Genomic DNA, 20495 nt, shown 5'->3' with positions numbered 1-20495 from the left:
GATTCATACTGACAGTCGTGTTTTCACGGCCTACTCACACGCTCGTTCACATAAGCACTCCGGAACGAGCAGCCACTGCGGACACCGCCGTAACGGCGCCCCGGCCCTCACTCCCGGCGGTCCCGGTAGTCGGGCAGGGTGTCGTCCTGCATCACCGCCGACCGACCGCCGTCCACGAGCAGGGACGCGCCCGTCACGAAGCCGGCCTCGTCGCTCGCGAGGAACGCGACGGCCGCCGCCACGTCCGACGGCTCGCCCAGCCGGCCGACCGGGTGGATGGACTCGAGGTGTGACCGGTAGTCGTCGTCCATCCCCGACTCCGTGCGCTCGACGGCGACCCACCCCGGGTTCACCGTGTTCACGCGAATCCCCGGCCCGAAGTCCAGCGCCATCGCCCGCGTCATCCCGTCGATGCCCGCCTTCACCGCGTTGTACGGGAAGTGCTCGGGCATCGTCTGGCGCGCGTGATTCGAGGAGACGTTCACCACGGCGCCGCCGTCGTCCATCGCGCCGACGGCGTGTTTCGTCGTCAGCCAGTACGACCGGAAGTCCGTCTCCAGCACGAACGCCCAGTCGGCCATCGTCGCGTCGTCGGCCGCCGTCTCCGTCTGGACGCCCGCGCTGTTCACGAGCACGTCCAGCCCGCCGAACCGCTCGACGGTCGCCTCGACCAGCGCCTCGATCGCGTCGGGGTCCCGCATATCCGCTCGCACGAAGTGCGCCTCCCCGGCCGTCTGCTCGCTGATCCGGGCGGCCACCGCCTCGCCGTCCTCGACGGTGCGACCGGTCACGACCACGTCGGCGCCTTCCGCGGCCAGCCGCCGGGCCGTCCCCGCACCGATACCCCGGGTGGACCCGGTCACGAGCGCCGTCTGCCCCGCGAAGCGCCGCGCGTCCACCGACTCGTCGTCGCTGCCGGCGTCGGCGGCTACCACTCTGCGACACCTCCGTCCTCGTGGCGCCAGACGGGGTTGTGCCAGTCGGGGTCCTCGGCGGCCGCCAGCGCGTCCTCGTCGACCTCGACGCCCAGCCCCGGCCCCTCGGGGAGGTCGACGTGGCCGTCCTCGTAATCGAAGACCGACGGGTCCTCGAGGTAGTCCAGCACGTCGCTGGTCTCGTTGTAGTGGATGTCGAGGCTCTGTTCCTGGATGAGGGCGTTCGGCGCGACGGCGTCGACCTGCACGCAGGCCGCGAGTGCCACCGGTCCGAGCGGACAGTGTGGGGCCAGCGCCACGTCGTAGGCCTCGGCCATCGCGGCGATCTTCTGCACCTCGGTGATGCCGCCGGCGTGCGAGAGGTCCGGCTGAATCACGTCCACGCTGCCGTCCTCGAAGACCTCCTTGAAGTCCCACCGCGAGTACATGCGTTCCCCCGTCGCGATGGGCGTCGTCGTGTGCGACGCGATTTCGGGAAGCGCGTCGTTGTGCTCGGGGAGTACCGGCTCCTCCACGAAGAACGGGTCGTGGGGCTCGAGGGCGGCGACGAGGCGTTTCGCCATCGGCTTCGTCACGCGCCCGTGGAAGTCCACGCCCACGTCCACGTCGTCGCCGACCGCTTCCCGAACCGCGGCCAGCCGGTCGGCCGCAGCGTCGACGGCCGCCGGCGAGTCGACACGCTTCGTCTCGGGAACGGCGTTCATCTTCAGCGCCGTGAACCCCGCGTCGACCTTCTCGGCGGCGGCGTCCGCCACGTCGTCGGGCCGGTCGCCGCCCACCCACTGGTAGACCCGGATGCGGTCTCGGACCGGGCCACCCAGGAGCTCGTAGACGGGCGCGTCGAACTGCTTGCCCTTGATGTCCCAGAGCGCCTGGTCGACGCCCGCGATGGCCGACATCAGGACCGGGCCGCCCCGGTAGAAGCCGCCCCGATACATCGCCTGCCAGTGGTCCTCGATGCGGGACGGGTCCTCGCCGAGGAGGTAGTTCTCGAACAGCTCCTCGACCGCTGTCGCGACGGTTCGCGCCCGCCCCTCCACGACGGGCTCCCCCCAGCCCACGGTGCCGTCGCTGGTCTCCACTTTCAAGAACAGCCAGCGCGGCGGCGCGTGGAACAGCTCGTAGTCGGTGATTCGCATTGCCGGAGGAACGCGCGCCGCGAACGAAAGTGGTTGGGATGCCGGTGTCTCAGACCGCGGGCGACCGGCCGCCGACGGCGGTGCCGCCGTACTGGTAGTCGCCGAAGCCCAGCAGCGGCATCATCACGAACGGCAGCAGCCAGGTCGCGAGCCCGAACACCAGCCCCTGACCGAACTGGCCGGCGAAGTTCACGAACACCTTCGCCGTCGCGACGAGGTTCACGACCGGAACGAGACACGCGACGAACCACAGCCAGGAGTTCCCGCTCGCTCTGACCAGCACCCAGAGGTTGTACACGGGGATGATGGCCGCCCACCCGGGCTCGCCAGCCTTCTCGAGGGCCTTCCAGTAGCCCGCAACGATAGCGACAGTCAGCGCCAGCCCCACCAGCAGTGCCAGCCCGCCTCCGGCGCCGCTGCCGGACTGGAGGGGGACGAATGCAGTATCGATCACGATAGTTCAGGGTGTCTCGGTCTCCGCATAAAAATGCTGGTGGCTGGCTGCTAGTCCAGCGTCTCCGCGTATTCGTAGTCCGCCGGGTACGCAGTCGGCTCGGCGTCGTCGACAGTGATACCCCAGTCATCGAGGGCGTCCGGGTCGTCGAGTGCCGCCCGGAGCTGCGTCCGGACGTCGTCGACGTCGACGCCGTAGTAGTCCCCGGGGACGCCGTCGAGGTACTGGAGCGCCGTCTCGAAGAGGCTGCGCATGCCGTCGTCGTTCTCGAAGTCGTAGTGCTTGTACGCGCCGGCCGCCACCTGCACCATCCCGTGGAGGAACGCCGACTCGGTCGTGCCGGAGCCGTAGTTGTACCACTCCACCTCGAAGCAGTCGTGGGACTCGTGGTACTCGCCGCTGTTGAACAGGCGGACGCCGTGCTCGACGGCCTTCCGGAGCGTCGCGTGCTCCCACACCCGGCGGTCGGCGCGCCAGCCGGTCGGATTCCCGAGCGGCGGCGCGACGCCCGGGTCGCGGGTGTGGTCGTCCATACCTACCGTACTGGCGCCGGCCACCTAATCCCGTCGGCCACCCCGAGCCGCCACACAGCGACGGCCAGCGGTGCCAGACCCCGACGGTTGGCCGCAACGACAACCCCTTTCAACGCCGCTCCGCTACGAGTACCACATGCGAGTCGAGCAGCTAGGCGACGGCGACCCCTCTGTGGCAGTGGTGGCAGCCATCCACGGCGACGAGCCGTGCGGCGTCCACGCCGTCGAACGCCTGCTCGCCGACGCGCCGGCGGTCCGCGAACCAGTCAAGCTCGTCGTCGCGAACGAGCGAGCGCTGGACGCGGGGGTCCGGTACGTCGACGCGGACCTGAACCGGTCGTTCGGTGAGGACGTCCCCGAGGACGCCCACGAGCGCGTGCTCGCCGAGCGGATGGCCGACGAAATCCGGGGGTGTACGGTGCTGGCCGTGCACTCGACGCAGTCCCACGCCGCCCCGTTCGCCATCTCCAGCGGCGTAGACGCCCCCGTGCCGGCGCTGGTGCCGGCGCTGTCGGTCGACGCGCTCGTCGACACTGGCGACTTCGGCGCCGGACGGCTGTTCGCGACGGAGGCCGACATCCTCGAGGTCGAGGCAGGGCTGCAGGGCTCCGAGACGGCCGCGGAGAACGCCGTCGAACTGGTCCGGGAGTTCCTCGCCGCGACCGGCGTGCTCGCGGACAGCGACGAGCCGGCCCCGGGCCGCGAAGTCCCCGTCTTCGAGATGGGGGAGTCGATTCAGAAGCCCCCGGCGGAGACGTACGAGGTGTTCGCCGAGAACTTCCAGGAAGTCACGGAGGGCGACACGTACGCGGCCGCCGACGGCGAGCCGCTGGTCGCCGACGAGGCGTTCTGGCCGGTGTTGCTGTCGCCGTACGGCTACGCCCACCAGTTCGGCTACCGGGGAGAGCCGGCGGGCGTCCTTCAGTCCTCGGAGGACGGCGCGAACTCAACGAGCGTCAGCTCCCTGTCCAGCGCGCAGTAGTCGTGGGGCGGGTCGCCGACGATCTCCGTTATCTGGTACTCCTCGTCGAACTCCGCGCCGGCGGGTTCGCAGAACTCGTGGCTCGGACAGTCGGTGTGTGGGCACGGCCCCGCGAGCTTCCCCTTGCTGCCGGCGTAGGCGCCCTTCGAGGGGACGTTCGCCGGGACCGAGGACGGTTCGACTTCGACCGCGACGACGCCCTCGTCGTGGACCGCACAGTCCAGCATCTGCCCGCCCTCGCGGACGTCGGTGACCTCGTAGCGGACGCCCTCCGTGAGGTTGAGACACTGCTGGCGGTACGGGCACCCCTCGCAGGCGTCGGACTCGCCGCGATAGACGAACTCGGTGCCCGGGTCGGCGAGCCGTGGCCCGAGCAGCGTAATCGGCATAGACGAGGGTTGATGGCCCGCGTGGTTAAGCCTCCCGCCCCGTGAGTTCGTCGAGCCGGTCGAGGTAGTCGTCGCGGGGAATCTGGTAGGCTGCCCGGTAGTCGACGTCACCGGCGTCGAATCGTTTTGCGAGCGCGACTGCGCCCTCGACGGCGGCCGTCCGGGAGTCGTAGCTGGCGTCGGCGTCTTTCACGCGGACCTGGGGTTCGAGCGCGAGCGACACCCACCAGCCGTCCGGGTCCGAGCCGCCGCGTCGCTTGCGCCGGGAGGGCGGTCGCTGTGCGACCTGAATCGTGGGGAGACAGGGCGCGGGGTACTCGTGGCTGTCGAAGACGTCCGGCCGGAAGACGACGATGTCGCCACCGTCGGGGTCCTCCGTCCACACCTGCCAGTCCTCGGGGAGGTCGCCGTACCCGCTCATTGACCGATGCTTGGCTGCGGCGCCCTAAGCCCTGCCGGTCCGGGAGTGAAAGTGAAGCCACTCCACTGCCGGACCTAGACGGATGCTAGCACACGCTGGAGTCCAGGTATCTGCAGAATTGGGCGACGAGGCCGGCCGCTCCACTTTCACTCCGCAGGGGTGGGTGCGTGGCGCTGGTGTCAGCTGTCGGCCAGCGAGCCGACAGCCTCGACCCCGTCTTCCTCCTCTTCCCCGGCGAGCCACTCGTCGGCCCAGCCCTCGATGGCGTCGAAGACGGGGAACAGCGACTCGCCTTTCGCCGTCAGCGAGTAGTAGGTCGCGACCGGGGACTCCTCCTCGAGGCGCCGGTTCACGAATCCGAGCTCCTGGAGGTCGTCGAGCACGCGGGACAGTGTGCGGGAACTGGCGTCCGTCGAGCGCTTCAGTTCGTTGAAGCGCTTCTCGCCCTCCTGGAGGTCGTGGAGCACGATGAGCCGCCACTGGCTGCCGATCTGCTCGAGGGAGTCGATGACGTAGCAGGCCTCCTCGCTGTAGCGGTCGTCCTCGTCGGTCATGCTCCGTCGTAGCGCACCCAGCCGCATAGTGGTTCCGGGACGTATCTGGTGTCACTCCGACACTTGATGTCGCGTGGGTTCACCGGGTCACCGGGCCCACCCGTCGTCGGTGACGTGGACGCCACCCGGTGGCCCGTCGGTTAGCCGAGACGTATCCGTCACCAGTACCTACGCGGGAGCATGGCAGCCGACGCAGACCCCCACGCCGGACAGCCAGTCGAACACCGGGGCACACCGCTCGAAGACGCCGAGCGCGCCATCGTCCTCCTCCACGGCCGGGGCGCCCGCGCCACCGGCATGCTCCAGATCGCCGAGGACCTCCCCAGCGAGGACACCGCGTTCGTCGCGCCGCAGGCCGCCCGCGCGACCTGGTACCCCCAGTCGTTCCTCGAACCCACCACGGAGAACGAGCCCCACTTCTCGTCGGCGCTCGCGCTCGTCGGCGACGTTCTCGACGACGTCACCGACCACGTCCCCCGCGAGCGCGTGCTCCTGCTTGGCTTCTCGCAGGGCGCGTGTCTCGCCAGCGAGTTCGTCGCGCGCAACCCCGCCCGCTACGGCGGGCTCGTCGTGTTCTCCGGCGGTCTCCACGGCCCCGAGGGCACCACGTGGGACCACGACGGCGACCTCGACGGCACCCCGGTCTTCATGGGCTGCAGCGACCGCGACCCACACATCCCCGAGGAGCGCGTCCACGACACCCGGGACGTCTTCGAGTCGATGGGCGCCGACGTCACCGAACGCATCTACGAGGGAATGGGCCACGGTGTCAACGAGGACGAACTCGAGTTCGCGGCCGAGATGGTGGGCGACCTCTAAGTTTACCTGCAATCGGCCCCTTTCTCCCGCATGGCCGACGCCCCCGACGGCGAACTCGACTGGCGCGAGACGCTCACCGACGAACAGTACCGCGTGCTGCGCGAGCAGGGCACCGAGCGCCCGTACTCGGGCGAGCACGTCGACCGCGACGAGGACGGGACGTACTCGTGTGTCGGCTGCGGCACCGAACTGTTCTCCGGTGAGACGAAGTTCGACGCGCACTGCGGCTGGCCGAGCTTCTGGGACGCCGCCGACGAGGGCACCGTCGAGCGACGCCCAGACCACAGCAACGGCATGGAACGCACCGAAGTGGTGTGTGCCGAGTGTGGCGGCCACCTCGGCCACGTCTTCCAGGACGGCCCCGAGCCGACCGGCGAACGGTTCTGTATCAACTCCGTCGCCTTGGACTTCGAGCCGGACGAGGAGTAGTACCGTCGTTCTGTCGCTGCCTACCGATCGCCCTGTACGTTCGTCGACCCGCAGCCCGGACACTGCGTCATGTCGCCGAGCGTCGGGTGGGTCGCCGAGTCCCAGTCGTCTCGCGGGGCTGTGCGTCCACACTCGTGGCACCGGAGCTGGGTCGCGGCTGACATACGAGTGGGTACCGTGCGCACCACCAAAATAGTTCCCGGCGGCCCAACAGTTACGGCGCGTCCGTCCCAACGCCGTGATGATGGGCGACGGGCCGCGAATCGCCGTCTGGCACCGCGACGACTTCCGCGTGCGGGACAACGCCGCGCTCGCGGCCGCGGCCCGCGACGGCGACCCGCAGCCCGTCTTCATCTTCGACCCCCAGTTCTACGAGTCGGGGATGGCGTGTGACGCCCGGAAGCGGTTCGTCCACCAGTCTATCGCCGCGCTGGACGCCGGGTACCGGGACCGCGGGAGTTCGCTCGTGCTCCGGCACGGCGACCCCGGAGCGGTGCTCGACGACCTCGACGTCGACTGCGTGTACGTGAACCGGAGCGTCACCGGCCGGTACGGCCGCGAGCGCGACGACCGACTGTTCGAGCGGGACGACGTCGAGGTGTTCGCCGACGACGGCGTCGACTGGACCGACCGCGGCCGTGGCGACTACGACTGGCAGGCGCAGGCCGAGGTGTACTTCGAGCGCGAGCGCCGTGAGGCCCCAACCGAGCTGCCGGCGAACCGCATCGAGCGCACCGCGACGGTCGACGCAGTCGAAACCGAGTACGGCGTCGAGCCCGAGAAGACGGGCGTACAGCGCGGGGGCGAGTCCGCGGCGTGGCAGCGCCTCCGCGCGTTCACCGACGCGATCGGGGACTACCCCGGCGGCATCTCGGCGCCCACCGAGGCCGAGGAGCGCACGAGCCGGCTGTCGCCGTACCTCGCGTTCGGCTGCCTGACGCCCCGGCAGGTCCACCAGTACGTGAAACGGGAGACTGGCGACGGCCGCGCGGTCTCGATGTTCGAGAGCCGGCTGTACTGGAACCGCCATTACAGCCAGAAGCTCGCTGACTGGCCCGGCTGGACGGAGACGGCCGTCAACCCCGTCTATCGGGGGCTGTACCGGTCCGAGCACGACGAGGCGCTGGCGGCCGCGTGGCGCGAGGGACACACCGGATACCCGCTCGTGGACGCGAGCATGCGAGCGCTCCGCGAGACCGGCTGGCTGAACTTCCGGATGCGGGCGATGTGCGCGACGTTCTACCACTACGTGCTGCGGTGCTGGTGGCAGCCGGGCGCCGACCACTTCTACCGCCACCTCGTGGACGCCGACGCCGCCATCAACTACACGCAGTGGCAGACCCAGTGCAACCTCACCGGCGTCCACCCAGTCCGGGTGTACAACCCCCGCAAGCAGATCCGGGAGAACGACCCCGACGGCGAGTTCGTCCGCGAGTACGTTCCCGAGCTGCGGGATCTCCCCGACGAACACCTTGCTCGCCCCGAGAAGGCGCCGCTGTCGGTGCAAGACGACTGCGGCGTCCGAATCGGCGAGGACTACCCGCGGCCGGTCGTCGAGTTCGAGGCGCGCCGGGAGCAGGCGCGCGAGGACTACGCGCGCCTCGCCGACCGCGCGCGGGAAGTCATCGAGCACGACCCCGAGATTCGGCGGCGGGCGAGCCTCTCCCGGCGCGGCAGGCCGAGGCCCGACGGCGACGAATCGGGCGACCGGCCGACCGCCGAGGAGCAGGCGAGCCTCGGGGACTTCTAAGCGAAATCCGTTTTCCCGTCCGCGACCTACCCGGGGTCAGTGACCGACATCTCGAAGGACCGGTTCCTCGACGCGCTGGAGGGCGTCGGCCGGCCGGTGGCGACGGCCGAACAGGTCGCCCGCGAACTCGACTGCACACAGGCGGAGGCCACAGAGGCGCTTGCGTCGCTGGTCGAGGACGCCGACGTCGAGCGGGCCGACGTGGAGAGCGACCCCGTGGTGTGGTACCCACGGGACTGGCTGGAGCTCACGGACCGGGAGCGCGTCGTGCCGTTCCCGGACCGCCGCGAGATAATCGTCGACCAGCCCAGCCAGCTCACGCGCGCCCAGCTCTCCCGGTTCGCGCACCTCGCCGACACTACGCGAACCGGCAGCTACCGCTACGAGATCCGCGAGGAGGACGTGTGGGCGGCGCCGTTCGACAGCCTCTCGGACCTCGTCGCGGCCATCGAGGAGGTCCTGCCGCGGGACTGTCCGGGGCTCGTCGAGTGGGTGCGCGAGCAGTGGACGCGCGCCACCCGGTTCCGGCTGCGCACGCACGACGACGGCTACGTCGTCCTCGAGGCGACCAACGAGAGCCTGCTGGGCAACGTCGCCGAACAGAAACTCGACGAGGACGTCCTTCGGGCCCCCATCTCGGACACGGAGGCGTGGGTCGCCGAGGAGAAGGTCGCCGAGCTGAAGCGCACGCTGTACGAGGCCGGCTACCCCGTCCGGGACGACCGGGACCTCGAGTCCGGCGAACCCCTCGACGTCGACCTCGAACTGGAGCTGCGGGCGTACCAGCAAGACTGGGTGGACCGCTTCGAGGACGCCAGTTCCGGCGTACTCGTCGGGCCGCCGGGTTCGGGGAAGACCGTCGCGGCGATGGGCGCGCTGGAGTCGGTGGGCGGCGAGACGCTGATTCTCGTCCCGAGCCGCGAGCTCGCGGCGCAGTGGCACGAGGAACTGCTGGCGAACACGAGCCTGACCCGCGACCAGATCGGCGAGTACCACGGCGGCGAGAAGCAGGTCAGACCCGTCACCATCGCGACCTACCAGACGGCGGGGATGGACCGCCACCGTCACGTCTTCAGCGACCGCGAGTGGGGGCTCATCGTCTACGACGAGGTCCACCACATCCCCGCCGAGGTCGCGCGGCGGTCGGCGAGCCTCCAGAGCAAACACCGCCTCGGGCTCACTGCCACGCCCGTCCGCGAGGACGACAAGGAGGCCGACATCTACACGCTCGTCGGCCGCCCCATCGGCACCGACTGGGACGCGCTGTTCGACGCCGGTTTCGTCGCCGAGCCCGAGGTCGAAATCCGGTACGTGCCGTGGCGCGACGACGACGACCGCTACGAGTACGCGTCGGCCAGCGGCCACACCCGCCGTCGGCTCGCCGCCGAGAACCCCGCCAAAGAGGACGAGGTCGAACACCTCGTCGGCCAGCACAGCGACAAGCAGGCGCTCGTGTTCGTCGACTACCTCGAGCAGGGCGAACGCATCGCCGACCGCCTCGACGCACCGTTCGTAAATGGCGAGACGCCACACAGCCGCCGGGAGGCGTACTTCGACCAGTTCCGGACGGGCGCCGTCGACTCGCTGGTCGTCTCCCGCATCGGCGACGAGGGCATCGACCTGCCGGACGCCGAGTTCGCCGTCGTCGCCTCCGGGCTCGGCGGGAGCCGCCGGCAGGGCGCTCAGCGAGCCGGCCGGACGATGCGGCCGGGCGGCCGGTCGTTGCTGTTCGTGCTGGCGACCCGTGGAACCGAGGAAGAGGAAGACGCCCGCAGCCGGATGCGGCACCTCTCGGCGAAGGGCGTTCGCGTGACAGAATCCGGGGTCGACCGTGACTGACGGCGCCGACGAAACCGACGACCTGCGGGCGCTCCACGACCACCTCGCTGCGACGGGCGAACGGCCGGTTGACCGGACGGCGAGCCACTACCTCGGGGAGGCCGAGGCCGTCGTCGCCGACGCGCTCGCGCCGGACGCCGGCGAGGACGTCGCTCGGAAGCGGGTCGAGCAGGCCCGCGAGCTCCTGTCGAACGTCGACGGCACCGGCGACGACGCGGCCGACGAGCACGTCGCGGCGGCCCGGACGCTCTGTGACCGGGTGCTCGGCGACGTCTGACACTGGCCGCTGGGGGTGACGGCGGGTTCGCGACGAGAACACCCCGGGGAGTGTGACCGACTATCACACGTGAGAACACGGGGGAGCGATTTAAGTCACGGGTTCGCTACTGTGGTGACGTTCGAGGACACGGTACACACATGTTCGAATTCATCACGTCGCTGGTGTCGGGTGCGACGGGCGCCAACCCGCCAGCCGACGCCGACCCCTCCAACGGTGACTCGGGCGACGAGGAGGCGACGGCCGACCCCCGCCAGCAGTCCTCCTACGCACACGACGGCCACGACCCCCACGAGTGGGAGACAGATGACGGCTACCGGCCGGAAGCGTGGCGCGAAGAAGCGACCGTCGGGTCGGTCGTCGAGAGCTTCCTCTTCGGCATGGGCTACCCCGTGTTCATCGTGGACGCCGGCGGACACTTCACGAAGCTCAACGAGGAAGCCCGCGAGCTGTTCGGCCGCGACCCCGGCCAGCTCTACGGCGACTGCCTGTTCGACTACGACGAGGCGGACAACTCCGTCATGCGGGAGGTCCTCGACACGGGCGAGGCCGTCCGCAACCTCGAGGACACCGTCCACGTCGACGGCGACGAGGTCCCCGTGAACCGGACCGTCCTGCCCCTGTTCGGGCCGGACGGCGAGGTCGCTGGTGCGCTGGAGATCAACGAGGACATCTCCGAGCGCGTCGAACTCGAGGAGCGCGAGGCCAAACTCGAGGCCTACCAGAGCGAGGTCGTCGAGGAACTGAAGACCGGCCTGGACGCGCTCTCCCGCGGGGACTTCACGGTCGAGCCGTCGGTCAGAGAGCCCGACGCCGACTTCGAGGCCATCCGGAACGTCTACCGGGAGTTCGACGAGATGGCGTCGGACCTCTCGTACGCCGTCGAGACGACGCGAACGACGCTCCGGGAGGCACGCGACCACGCCAGTAGACTGGAGACAATCGCGGACTCCCTGAGCCGGGCGAGCGTGGACGCGAGGGACGCCATCGCCGAGATAGAGTCCTCCAGCGAGGACGTCGCGGAGCTCGCCGACGACCAGACGGCGGCCGCCGAGCGCGCCGAGGCGAACGTCTCGGACCTGTCTGCGACCGTCGAGGAGATCGCGGCGACCGCCAAGGAGATCGACGAGCTCGCAGCGGACGCAAACCGACTCGCGAGCGACGGCGCGGCGGACGCCGAGGACGCCATCGAGCGCATGGAGTCGGCGATGGCTGCCTCCGAGCGCAACATGGAGGTCGTCGAGTCACTCGAGGAGCAGATGGAGCGCATCAACGAGATGACCGACCTCATCGCCGACATCGCCGACCAGACGGGGATGCTGGCGCTGAACGCGAACATCGAGGCGGCGCGAGCGGGCGAGGCCGGCAGCGGGTTCGCCGTCGTCGCCGACGAGGTCAAGGACCTCGCCGAGGAGTCCAAAGACGCCGTCGAGGAGATCTCGGTGGTCGTCGACGACCTCAAGGACGGCATCGACCAGACGGCCGACGCCATCCACGACTCGAACGAGGAGGTCCGGGCGGGCGCCGACGCCGTCGAGGACGTGGTCGACCGCATCGAGGCCATCGAGGAGGCCATCGGCGAGACGAACCACGGCCTCGGCGAGATCACGGACGCGACCGAGGACCAGGCCGAGGCCGCGGAGACCGTCCACCACCTGGTCGAGGAGGTCGCGGACTCCAGCCGGGAGGTCGGCGGCCGGATGCAGGACGTCGCCACGGGCGTCCAGCAACAACGCGACTCCGTCTCCGACGTCGCCGAGCAGTCCGGCGACGTCGACGACGTCTCCGAGGAGATGGCCGACAGCCTCGACGCCTTCCGGCTGACCGACGACGAGGACGCACGCCTCGACGAGTAGACGGACTCGCCGTACGGCGGCGCCGGCGTCGTCGCCGGCGAGAAGTTACGTGGCGCGCGGCCCACTGTGCCGACGTGACCGAACCCGCGTTCGACGACTTCGACCACGAGTCACACATGCGTCGGGCGTTCGCACTCGCTCGCGAGGCCGCAGAGCGCGGCGACCGACCGTTCGGTAGCGTACTCGTGCGCGACGACGAGGTCGTCATGACCGAGTCGAACCGCGTCGTCACGGCCGACGACGTTCGGCGCCACCCGGAACTCCACCTCGCGTACCGGGCCTGCCGGGAGCTGGACCCGGCCGAGCGCGCCGAGACCGTGATGTACACGAGCACCGAGCCGTGCCCGATGTGCGCCGGCGGGATGGCCACGGCCGGATTCGGGCGCGTCGTCTACAGCGTCAGCGGCGAGGCGGTTGCTGCGTTCACCGGCGGCGAGCCGTCGGTCCGGTCGGCGGAGATTCTGGACGGCGCCACCGACGTGGTCGGCCCCGTACTGAACGAGGCCGGCCGCCAGATCCACCGCGACTTCGACTGGTGAGGCCAGCCGCGACCTGCCCTCTGACGGCGACCATCCAGTGACCGTCGCGTAGAACACTCGAAAACCGGAGGGTGGGTTCGTCAGGCTCGCTGCGCTCGTCTTCCGAGCCCCGCGTTCGTTTCACTCACGAGGCACGCCGTTCTCGTGGCGGGGCAGGTAGTCCCGCCCGCCCTTGTCGACCTGCAGTTCGTCGTCCTCGACGACGACCTCGCCGCCGACGATGGTGTGGGTCGGCAGCCCGGTGAGCTCCTCGCCGTGGAACGTCGAGTACCGGGGCTCCATCGTGTGGTAGAAGTCGTCGTCGACGACCTGGCTCTTGTCCAGGTCCACGATGACCATGTCGGCGTCCGACCCCTCGGCGAGCGCGCCCTTCCGGGGGTAGAGCCCCCAGCGCTTGGCGTTGTTCTCGGCACAGATCTCGACGAGGCGCTCCATCGAGATGCGGTTCTCGTTGACGCCCTCGCTCATCATCACTGGCAGGAAGTACTCGATGCCGTTGTTGTCGCCGGGGATGGCGTCCCAGATGTCGCCGTGCTTGCCCGTGTCCTTCTCCTTGTACTCGATCTTGTGCGGGCAGTGGTCGGTCCCCATGTAGTCGACGGCGCCGTTGCGCAGCCCCTCCCAGAGGCGTTGTCTGGAGTCCTCGCCCCGGAGCGGCGGTGAAATCTTTCCCCACGTGCCCAGCTCCTCGTCGTCTTTCGTGTGACAGAGGAACGCCGGCAGCGTCTCGGCGTGGACGTTCACGCCCTGCTCCTGATAGCGCTCGCAGATGTCGACGCCCTCGCCCGTGGACATGTGGACGATGTACGACCGGGAGTCCGTGAACTCCGTGAGCTGGGCGATCTGCTCGATCTGCATCGCCTCGCAGATGTTCGGCGCCGACTCCGACCACGCCCGCAGGTCGTTTCGACCCTCCGCCTGGAGTTCCTCGCGGCGCTTCTGGGCGAGGTCCTCGTTCTCCGCGTGGAACATCACCACGCCGTTGTTGATGTCCGACACTTTCGAGAGCAGGTCGTACACGCGGCCGGCGTCCGAGTGCTCGATGCCCAGCTCCGGCGCCGCGTACTTGTACCAGTTGAAGAAGATCTTGAACGACCGAATCCCCTCGTCGGCGAGGTCACGAATCTCGTCGAAGTGGTCGTCCTTGTGGATGATGGCGTGGTAGGCGAAGTCGATGTAGGAGTTCTGTTCGCCCGCCCGCCGGAAGAAGTCCATGTCCGGCGTGTAGGGGTCGGGCTGCAACAGGAAGTTCACGACCGTCGTCACGCCGCCGTGGACGGCGCCCCGGGTCTCCGTTTCGAAGTCGTGCTCGAGGCCCTCGTGGTAGTCGTACTCGTACCGGGAGAGCCCCCAGTGGACGTGGGGGTCGACGAACCCCGGAATCAGGAAGTTCCCCTCGGCGTCGATGGTCCGTTCGGCGTCGGGGAGGTTCGGCTCGGTGCCGACCCGCAGAATCTTCCCGTCCCGGGCGGCGACGCCGCCGTCGACGGTACCCGACGGCGTGACCACACGCGCGTTCTCGACTCGGAGATCTGCCTGCTCGCTGACCATGTGTGTGAAAACCACACGCTCGACTTAACTCTATGCATGACCCCGGTCGCAGCACGGGGTCTCGAGGCCAGAACCGCCCGCAGGGGCGGGCTCCGCGTCAGGTCGGCTCCTCGAGGCCGGCCTCCGCGGCCAGCCGCTCGTGGCACTCCGCAGGGTGTTCGGGGTGGACGGCGACCGGCTTCCGGCGGTCCTCCACGTGGATGACCACCGCCTGCCGGTCGTCGTACGTCCGGTAGAGGCTGTAGGCGCCGACCGCCGCGAACCCCAGGCCGACGAGCGGATTCCGGGTGGCCACGACGTACGCGCCGACCCCGACCAGCAGCAGGCTCAACACGGCGGTGTCCCAGGCGAGCATCCGGAGACCGATTCGCGAGACTGCGTCGTCGTGGATCTTCACGCGCTCGTCGCCCCGGTCGACGAAGATGGCGTCCGCCGAGTACCCGACCCAGCCGCCGTTCCGGAGCCCCATCCGAGTGATTTCGACGTCGCTGCTACCGGTGCCGTGGGTGGTCGCGTCGCCGCTTCGGGGGCCGGACTGGGCGCGCGCCGCCCGCTCGTCTGCCAGTGGTTCGTCGTCGCCCCGTCTCTCCTCGTCGGCTGCTCCGTCGCCGTCTTCGTCGGTCATGGTCGAAAGAACCGGTGGGGTGGTTTCAGCGTTGGGCCGCCGCAGTCAGTCGTCGTTGGCGATGTCCTCGTTGGCAGGTTCGCCGCCGGGGAAGAACTGCTCGTGGAACGGGTCGAAGGCGTCCTCGTCCTCCGTGATTTTCTCCCAGGCGGTCAGGCCGCGCTCCTCGTGGCTGCCGGGGATGGTGTTGTCGAGGATGAACGCCGCGATGCCGCCGACCGCAATCTCGGTGCCGAGGATGATGCTGATGGTGGTGGCGACCTCGGGGATGCCGAGCACCTGGCCGAGCACCGGGACGTTCGAGAGGCCGGCCTCGAAGGACGCCTCGGCGCTCTGGACGTTCGAGACGTACTGGGGGATAGAGAGCCCGGCGAACAGTCCGAACCCGAGCACGAAGACGTTCCGGTTCTGGTTCATGTCGACGTGCTGGAGCTGGGAGATGCCGACGCCGACAATCTGCGCGAACATCGCGAGGAACAGGCCCCCGACGATGGCGTTCGGGATGGTCGTGACGAACGCGCCGAAGTACCCGATGTACCCGACGAGGATCATCACGATGGCGCCGATCTGGACGACGTACCGGGAGGCGACGCCCGTGATGCCGATGGCGCCGACGTTCTCGGTGTACGACGTCGAGCCGTTCCCGGTGCCCATGATGCCGGCGAAGGCGTTCCCGAGGCCCTCCATGCCGAGGCCGTGGTTGATGCGCTGCTTGTTCGGCGCGCCCTCGCCGGCCATGCGGGCGACGGAGTGGTAGTCACCGAAGCTCTCGATGGCGGACGCGAGCATGCCGGCGCCCATGCCGACGGCGAACGAGCCGGTGAACAGCGGGGTGCCCCACTGGAACGGCGTGATGGCGCGAATCGCCGGCGCGTCGGCGACGCCGCTGAGGCTCACGATGTCGACGACGCCGGCCAGCGAGAGGGCGAGCGCGATGAGGTACGCCGAGCCGAGCCCGAGCAAGACGGGGAACAGCTTGAACACCCGCGAGTAGTGGTCGATGTACTGCGAGAACAGCACGATGAGCCCGAGGGTGAGCCCGACGAGGTACCAGTTCTGTGACGCGCTCGTGATCTGGGGGACGCTGATGAGCGCCAGCCCGATGAGGGAGATGACCACGGCGATGACCAGCGGGCCGATGTAGCGTTTCAGTCGGCCGAACAGCCCGAGGTACCCGATGAGTACCTCGGCCCCGCCGGCGACGATGATTGCGCCCTGGAGTTCCCGCATCATCACTGTCGAGCTGGCGCCGCCGTCGGCGCCGCCGAGGACGCCGATGATGGCGATAGCGGGTCCGAGCATGGAGAATGTCCCGCCCTGCACGATCGGGTACTTGTTCCCGATGGTGGTCTGAGCGAGGGTCGCGACGCCGGAGACGACGAAGAACGTCCCGACGAGCTGGGCGGTCTGGCCTGCGTCGAAGCCGAGCAGCCCGGCCAGCACCAGCGGGATGGCGATGGTCGACCCGACCATCGTGAGCCAGTGCTGCGTGCCGAGCAGGATGGACTGGAGGAGTGGCGGCTTGTCCTCGATGCCGTACTCCACCATACTCGCTTCGCCGCCGTCTGTGGCGAGTTCGGGGTCGGTCGAGCTGTGCTCCGCGCCGTCTCCGTTCGCGTCTGTCGTCATGCGTGAGCCCTCCGTCCAGTGTGACAGCCGGTTCCGTGGGGAGTGCTGTCGTGTCTGGGACGTACCCACCTGAGCTAAGATACCCCATAAAACTGCCGCAAAATTTGGTGCAAGTTCACGATGAACACACACTCGGGGCGGGCGCCGGGGAAACGTATTTGCGCTCCGCGTCAGTCGGTGACGTATGGCACGTGAAACCGGCGGCGAGTACGCCGTCCACGCCGACCTCCAGGTGATGGTGGAGACGCGTGACGGCGTCGGGCTCGCCACCGACGTCTACCGGCCCGCCGACCCCGAGACGCGGGAGCCGATCGAGGAGCCACGCCCGGTCATCCTCGACCGGACGCCCTACGACCGGACCGGCGGGCGGCTCCGCCACGGCGAGTGGTACGCCTCCCGGGGGTACGTCGTCGCCATCCAGGACGTCCGGGGGCGCTTCGACAGCGAGGGCGACTTCTACATCAACCGCCACGAGGCCGAGGACGGCGCCGACACCGTCGAGTACCTCGCCGACCAGCCGTACTGCGACGGCCAGGTGGTCACGCTCGGCACGAGCTACGGCGCCTGGGTGCAGAGCGCGCTCGCCACGCAGGACCCCGACGGGCTCGCCGGGATGTTCGTCAACATGGGCGCCGCGAACGGCCGGGAGAAGACGTTCCGGCACAACGGCGCGTTCGAGCAGCGGTGGCTGGCGTGGGCGCTCACCCTCGGCGCCGGGTTCGCCCACGAGAGCCTCGCCGACCCGGACGTCCAGCAGACCTTCGCGGACGTCGACGTCCGGGAGGTGTTCGAGAACGGCCCCATCCAGCGCGGCGAGAGCGCGCTCGCCGAACTCCCGCAGTACGAGGAGTGGACCTTCGACATCATGACGACGGCATCGGCCAGCGACGACTACTGGCAGAACCCGAGCGTGAACTTCGAGCGCTACTACGACCAGAGCGCGGACGTCCCGACGGTCTACTCGGGCGGCTGGTACGACTCGTACACGGGCGCGACCTGCGACAACTTCGTCGGGCTCGCCGACCGCACGGACAGCGACCACTACCTCCTGATGGGGCCGTGGACGCACCTCGCCCGGCTCCCCGGCGGCCACGACCACAGCGAGGAGCTGCTGTTCCCGCCGCTGACGTGGGAACAGCCGACGGCCGGGGACCTCGCGTTCGGCGAGCACGCCACCCGGAAGTACCGCGAGACCCGCAAGCGCTTCTTCGACCACTACGTGCGTGGGATGGACACCTGGAGCGACCAGCCCCGGGTCGAGTACTTCCTGATGGGGACCGGGGACGGCCACCGGACCGACGACGGCCACCTGTTCCACGGCGGCGAGTGGCGCACGGCCGACGAGTGGCCGCCCGAGGAGACCGAGATGACGCGGTTCTACGCGCACGGCGACGGCACGCTCTCGACTGCCGAGCCGACCGCCAGCGAGTCGTACACGTCCTACGAGTTCGACCCCGAGGACCCGGTGCCGACCATCGGCGGGAACACCTCGTCGTACCTGACCTTCGAGCCCCGCGAGGAGTCCGTGGAGGCACACCCGCTCGGCGACCGGAACATCGTCGACTTCGCGGGCCGGGGCGGCTACGACCAGCGCACCGACCAGGACACGTTCGGCGCGAGTCCGCCGTACGGCCCGCTTAGCCAGCGCGACGACGTGCTGACGTTCCGCACGCCACCGCTGGAGGAGGCGGTCGAGATTGCGGGCCCCATTCGGGTGCGGGTGGCCGGCGAGACGGACGGTCCCGACACCGACTTCACGGCCAAACTGGTCGACGAGTACCCCGCCAGCGACGACTACCCGGAGGGCTACGACCTGAACCTCTCCGACTCCATCTGTCGGGGCCGCTACCGGGGGTACCGCGACGAGCCGGACCTCCTCGAGCCCGGCGAGGTGTACGACTTCGACATGGAGCCCTACGACACGGCGAACGTCTTCGCCGAGGGCCACCGCATCCGACTGGACGTCTCCTCGTCGAACTGGCCGCGGTTCGACGTGAACGCGAACACGGGCGGCGAGCTCTACACGGGTGCCGCGAGCGAATCGAGTGGCACGTCGTCAGCGCATCGCGCTGACGGAAACGACGACTACCGGGTCGCCGAGAACACCGTCCACCACTCCGCGAGCCACTCGACGTACGTCGACCTCCCGGTCCGGTCGCTGGACTGACTGCCGCCCTCACGTTCGCTGGGCCGTTTCGAAGCCGCCGCCCGTGATTTGTTACACAGTATCGCGGTACGAATTGGCACAACACTTAACAGCGGGCTCTTCCGTATATCACAGTCGTTCGACCGGGTCGCCGGACGCACCGAACCATGTGCTGGAACCCAACACGCAGAGCGGACGCACGTACACACGCCGGAGGTGGGCCACCGTGAAGCCGGCCGCCTTCGAGTACCACCGGCCGGACTCGGTCACCGAGGCGACGGAGCTGCTGGCGGACCTCGGGCACGACGCCGAGCTGCTGGCGGGCAACCAGAGTCTCGGCATCATCATGGCGAACCGCCTCGCCACGCCGGACCACCTCGTCGACCTCGGGCAGGTCGAGGCGCTCTCCGGCGTCACAGTCCGCGAGGACGCGGTCGAGATCGGGTCGATGACGACCCACCGCGACCTCGAGTTCGCCGACGACCTCCGGGACGCCCTCGAGATGGTGCCGGAGGCAGCCGAACAGATTGCGGGGCCGGCGGTCCGGAACCAGGGGACGGTCGGCGGTAGCGTCGCCGAGGCCGACCCGGCTGGCAACTACCCGGCGGCGTTCGTCGCGCTGGACGCCGACTTCCACCTGACGTCAGCCGAGGACGAGCGCACCGTCTCCGCCCGCGACTTCTTCGTCGCGTACATGTTCACCGACCTCGGGCCGGACGAACTCGTCACGGGCGTCACCATCGACCGGGCGCCGTTCCCCGTCGACCGCACGGGGATGGCCTTCGAGGAGCTGAAACGCGGTGCGCAGACGTTTCCGACGGTGAGCGCCGCCACGTCCCTGCGCGTGGACGACCCCGACGCCGACGACCCGGTGATCGAGGACGCGCGCGTCACGCTGGCGAACGTCGCCGACGTCCCGCTGCACGTCCCGGACGCCGAGGCGACCCTCGAGGGCGGGACGCTCGACGACGGAATCGACGCGGCCGCCGACGCCGCAATCGAGGCCGCGGACCCCTCGCCGGAGATGCACGCCGACGAGGAGTGGAAGGTCGAACTGGCCGGCGAGTACACCCGCCGTTCCCTGCGAACGGCACACGAACGAGCGACAACACGATGATAGAATTCTCGGGCGACTTCGAGTCGGAGCACGGACCGGACGAACTGTGGGCGTACTTCACCGACCCGGACATTCTGGCGGAGTGTGCGCCGGGCTGCGACCACATCGAACAGGAGTCCGAGTCGGAGATGTCCGCCACGGTCTCGGTCGGCGTCGGCAGCGTCAAGCCGACGTTCGACGTCGAGATGGTGGTCGTGGAGGCCGACCAGCCGAACCGACTGGTGATGGACGCGGGCGGCGACGCCTCCCGGAACTCCTTCGAGACGGTCGCGGAGATGACCCTCGAGGACGACGGCGAGGGCGGCACGTACGCGACCTGGCACGCCGAGACGAACGTCTCCGGGCTCATCGCGAGCCTCGGCCAGCGCGCGCTCGGCAGCGTCGCCGACCGGCTCGTGAACAACTTCTTCGACGACCTCGAAGCCCTCGCCGACGAGGGCGTGCCGGCCGAGTCCCGCATCTCGGGGAAGCCCGAGGCCACCGCCACGCTCGAAGAGTAACAGACCGTTCT

22 protein-coding genes are annotated in these 20495 nt (G+C 69.4%); 11 read left to right on the top strand and 11 right to left on the bottom strand.

The window, feature by feature from the left end; all coding sequences use genetic code 11:
- Nucleotides 1–107: 107 nt before the first annotated feature.
- From LT971_RS06660 to LT971_RS06645, 4 genes are read right to left on the bottom strand one after another with little or no spacing between them, the layout of a single operon-like run.
- Entirely contained in the window at nucleotides 108–935 is an 828-nt protein-coding gene (locus tag LT971_RS06660) for an SDR family NAD(P)-dependent oxidoreductase (RefSeq protein ID WP_237006066.1), read from the bottom strand.
- Complete coding sequence (gene dgoD / locus LT971_RS06655) at nucleotides 929–2074, bottom strand: galactonate dehydratase (RefSeq protein WP_237006065.1); 1146 nt, start codon at nucleotides 2072–2074, stop codon at nucleotides 929–931. Before dgoD ends, LT971_RS06660 begins: the two co-directional genes overlap by 7 nt.
- A 49-nt stretch (nucleotides 2075–2123) precedes the next feature.
- Nucleotides 2124–2528 carry a DUF5684 domain-containing protein gene (locus LT971_RS06650; protein ID WP_237006064.1) on the bottom strand — a complete coding sequence of 135 codons (405 nt, stop codon included), beginning with the start codon at nucleotides 2526–2528 and terminating at the stop codon, nucleotides 2124–2126.
- A gap of 50 nt (nucleotides 2529–2578) precedes the next feature.
- On the bottom strand, nucleotides 2579–3061 hold the full coding sequence (locus LT971_RS06645) for a DUF309 domain-containing protein (protein ID WP_237006063.1): 483 nt from the start codon (nucleotides 3059–3061) through the stop codon (nucleotides 2579–2581).
- Nucleotides 3062–3197: 136 nt separating this feature from the next.
- Between LT971_RS06645 and LT971_RS06640 the strand changes: the two genes are divergently transcribed.
- A complete protein-coding gene (locus tag LT971_RS06640) occupies nucleotides 3198–4043 on the top strand; it encodes a M14 family metallopeptidase (protein WP_237006062.1) in 846 nt (281 codons plus the stop codon).
- Here the strand turns inward: LT971_RS06640 and LT971_RS06635 are convergent.
- The 3 genes from LT971_RS06635 to LT971_RS06625 all read right to left on the bottom strand — a co-directional run bounded on the left by LT971_RS06635 (nucleotide 3983) and on the right by LT971_RS06625 (nucleotide 5407).
- Complete coding sequence (locus LT971_RS06635) at nucleotides 3983–4432, bottom strand: UPF0179 family protein (protein WP_237006061.1); 450 nt, start codon at nucleotides 4430–4432, stop codon at nucleotides 3983–3985. The genes LT971_RS06640 and LT971_RS06635 overlap by 61 nt on opposite strands.
- Nucleotides 4433–4457: 25 nt before the next feature.
- On the bottom strand, nucleotides 4458–4853 hold the full coding sequence (locus tag LT971_RS06630; RefSeq protein WP_237006060.1) for a DUF5820 family protein: 396 nt from the start codon (nucleotides 4851–4853) through the stop codon (nucleotides 4458–4460).
- 179 nt (nucleotides 4854–5032) lie between these two features.
- Nucleotides 5033–5407: a winged helix-turn-helix transcriptional regulator gene (locus LT971_RS06625; RefSeq protein WP_237006059.1), complete on the bottom strand. Its 375-nt coding sequence runs from the start codon at nucleotides 5405–5407 to the stop codon at nucleotides 5033–5035.
- Between the two features lie 180 nt (nucleotides 5408–5587).
- Here LT971_RS06625 and LT971_RS06620 point away from each other — a divergent pair, with 180 nt between their 5' ends.
- Nucleotides 5588–6226, top strand: coding sequence for an alpha/beta hydrolase (locus LT971_RS06620; RefSeq protein ID WP_237006058.1), 639 nt, complete (start codon nucleotides 5588–5590; stop codon nucleotides 6224–6226).
- 30 nt (nucleotides 6227–6256) lie between these two features.
- Nucleotides 6257–6655: a peptide-methionine (R)-S-oxide reductase MsrB gene (gene msrB, locus LT971_RS06615; RefSeq protein WP_237006057.1), complete on the top strand. Its 399-nt coding sequence runs from the start codon at nucleotides 6257–6259 to the stop codon at nucleotides 6653–6655.
- A gap of 20 nt (nucleotides 6656–6675) precedes the next feature.
- On the opposite strand, the gene LT971_RS06610 is transcribed toward msrB, so the two are convergent.
- Entirely contained in the window at nucleotides 6676–6819 is a 144-nt protein-coding gene (locus LT971_RS06610) for a DUF8106 domain-containing protein (RefSeq protein WP_237006056.1), read from the bottom strand.
- An 80-nt stretch (nucleotides 6820–6899) separates the two neighbouring features.
- On the opposite strand from LT971_RS06610, the gene LT971_RS06605 reads away from it, so the two are divergent.
- The 5 genes from LT971_RS06605 to LT971_RS06585 all read left to right on the top strand — a co-directional run bounded on the left by LT971_RS06605 (nucleotide 6900) and on the right by LT971_RS06585 (nucleotide 12916).
- A complete protein-coding gene (locus tag LT971_RS06605) occupies nucleotides 6900–8405 on the top strand; it encodes an FAD-binding domain-containing protein (RefSeq protein ID WP_237006055.1) in 1506 nt (501 codons plus the stop codon).
- Between the two features lie 39 nt (nucleotides 8406–8444).
- On the top strand, nucleotides 8445–10244 hold the full coding sequence (locus LT971_RS06600; RefSeq protein WP_237006054.1) for a DEAD/DEAH box helicase: 1800 nt from the start codon (nucleotides 8445–8447) through the stop codon (nucleotides 10242–10244).
- A complete protein-coding gene (locus tag LT971_RS06595; protein WP_237006053.1) occupies nucleotides 10237–10521 on the top strand; it encodes a DUF8152 family protein in 285 nt (94 codons plus the stop codon). Before LT971_RS06600 ends, LT971_RS06595 begins: the two co-directional genes overlap by 8 nt.
- 140 nt (nucleotides 10522–10661) lie before the next feature.
- The gene (locus LT971_RS06590) at nucleotides 10662–12377 is read left to right on the top strand and encodes a methyl-accepting chemotaxis protein (RefSeq protein ID WP_237006052.1); all 1716 of its coding nucleotides are present in this window, start codon (nucleotides 10662–10664) and stop codon (nucleotides 12375–12377) included.
- A gap of 74 nt (nucleotides 12378–12451) precedes the next feature.
- Complete coding sequence (locus LT971_RS06585) at nucleotides 12452–12916, top strand: nucleoside deaminase (protein ID WP_280337550.1); 465 nt, start codon at nucleotides 12452–12454, stop codon at nucleotides 12914–12916.
- A gap of 120 nt (nucleotides 12917–13036) precedes the next feature.
- On the opposite strand, the gene LT971_RS06580 is transcribed toward LT971_RS06585, so the two are convergent.
- The 3 genes from LT971_RS06580 to LT971_RS06570 all read right to left on the bottom strand — a co-directional run bounded on the left by LT971_RS06580 (nucleotide 13037) and on the right by LT971_RS06570 (nucleotide 16721).
- Complete coding sequence (locus LT971_RS06580; RefSeq protein WP_237006051.1) at nucleotides 13037–14467, bottom strand: dihydroorotase; 1431 nt, start codon at nucleotides 14465–14467, stop codon at nucleotides 13037–13039.
- A gap of 97 nt (nucleotides 14468–14564) precedes the next feature.
- Complete coding sequence (locus tag LT971_RS06575; protein WP_237006050.1) at nucleotides 14565–15092, bottom strand: hypothetical protein; 528 nt, start codon at nucleotides 15090–15092, stop codon at nucleotides 14565–14567.
- 45 nt (nucleotides 15093–15137) lie between these two features.
- A complete protein-coding gene (locus LT971_RS06570) occupies nucleotides 15138–16721 on the bottom strand; it encodes a uracil-xanthine permease family protein (protein ID WP_425293264.1) in 1584 nt (527 codons plus the stop codon).
- Nucleotides 16722–16905: 184 nt separating this feature from the next.
- Between LT971_RS06570 and LT971_RS06565 the strand changes: the two genes are divergently transcribed.
- From LT971_RS06565 to LT971_RS06555, 3 genes are all read left to right on the top strand, one after another.
- The gene (locus LT971_RS06565) at nucleotides 16906–18888 is read left to right on the top strand and encodes a CocE/NonD family hydrolase (RefSeq protein ID WP_237006049.1); all 1983 of its coding nucleotides are present in this window, start codon (nucleotides 16906–16908) and stop codon (nucleotides 18886–18888) included.
- Nucleotides 18889–19093: 205 nt separating this feature from the next.
- On the top strand, nucleotides 19094–19984 hold the full coding sequence (locus LT971_RS06560; RefSeq protein ID WP_237006048.1) for an FAD binding domain-containing protein: 891 nt from the start codon (nucleotides 19094–19096) through the stop codon (nucleotides 19982–19984).
- On the top strand, nucleotides 19981–20484 hold the full coding sequence (locus LT971_RS06555) for an SRPBCC family protein (RefSeq protein WP_237006047.1): 504 nt from the start codon (nucleotides 19981–19983) through the stop codon (nucleotides 20482–20484). Before LT971_RS06560 ends, LT971_RS06555 begins: the two co-directional genes overlap by 4 nt.
- Nucleotides 20485–20495: the final 11 nt, after the last annotated feature.

Origin of the sequence: Halobacterium rubrum, assembly GCF_021729015.1 — an archaeon.
Lineage (GTDB): Archaea > Halobacteriota > Halobacteria > Halobacteriales > Halobacteriaceae > Halobacterium > Halobacterium rubrum.
The sequence above is the reverse complement of the archived record's forward strand: the minus strand, read 5'-3'. Positions and strand labels throughout refer to the sequence as shown.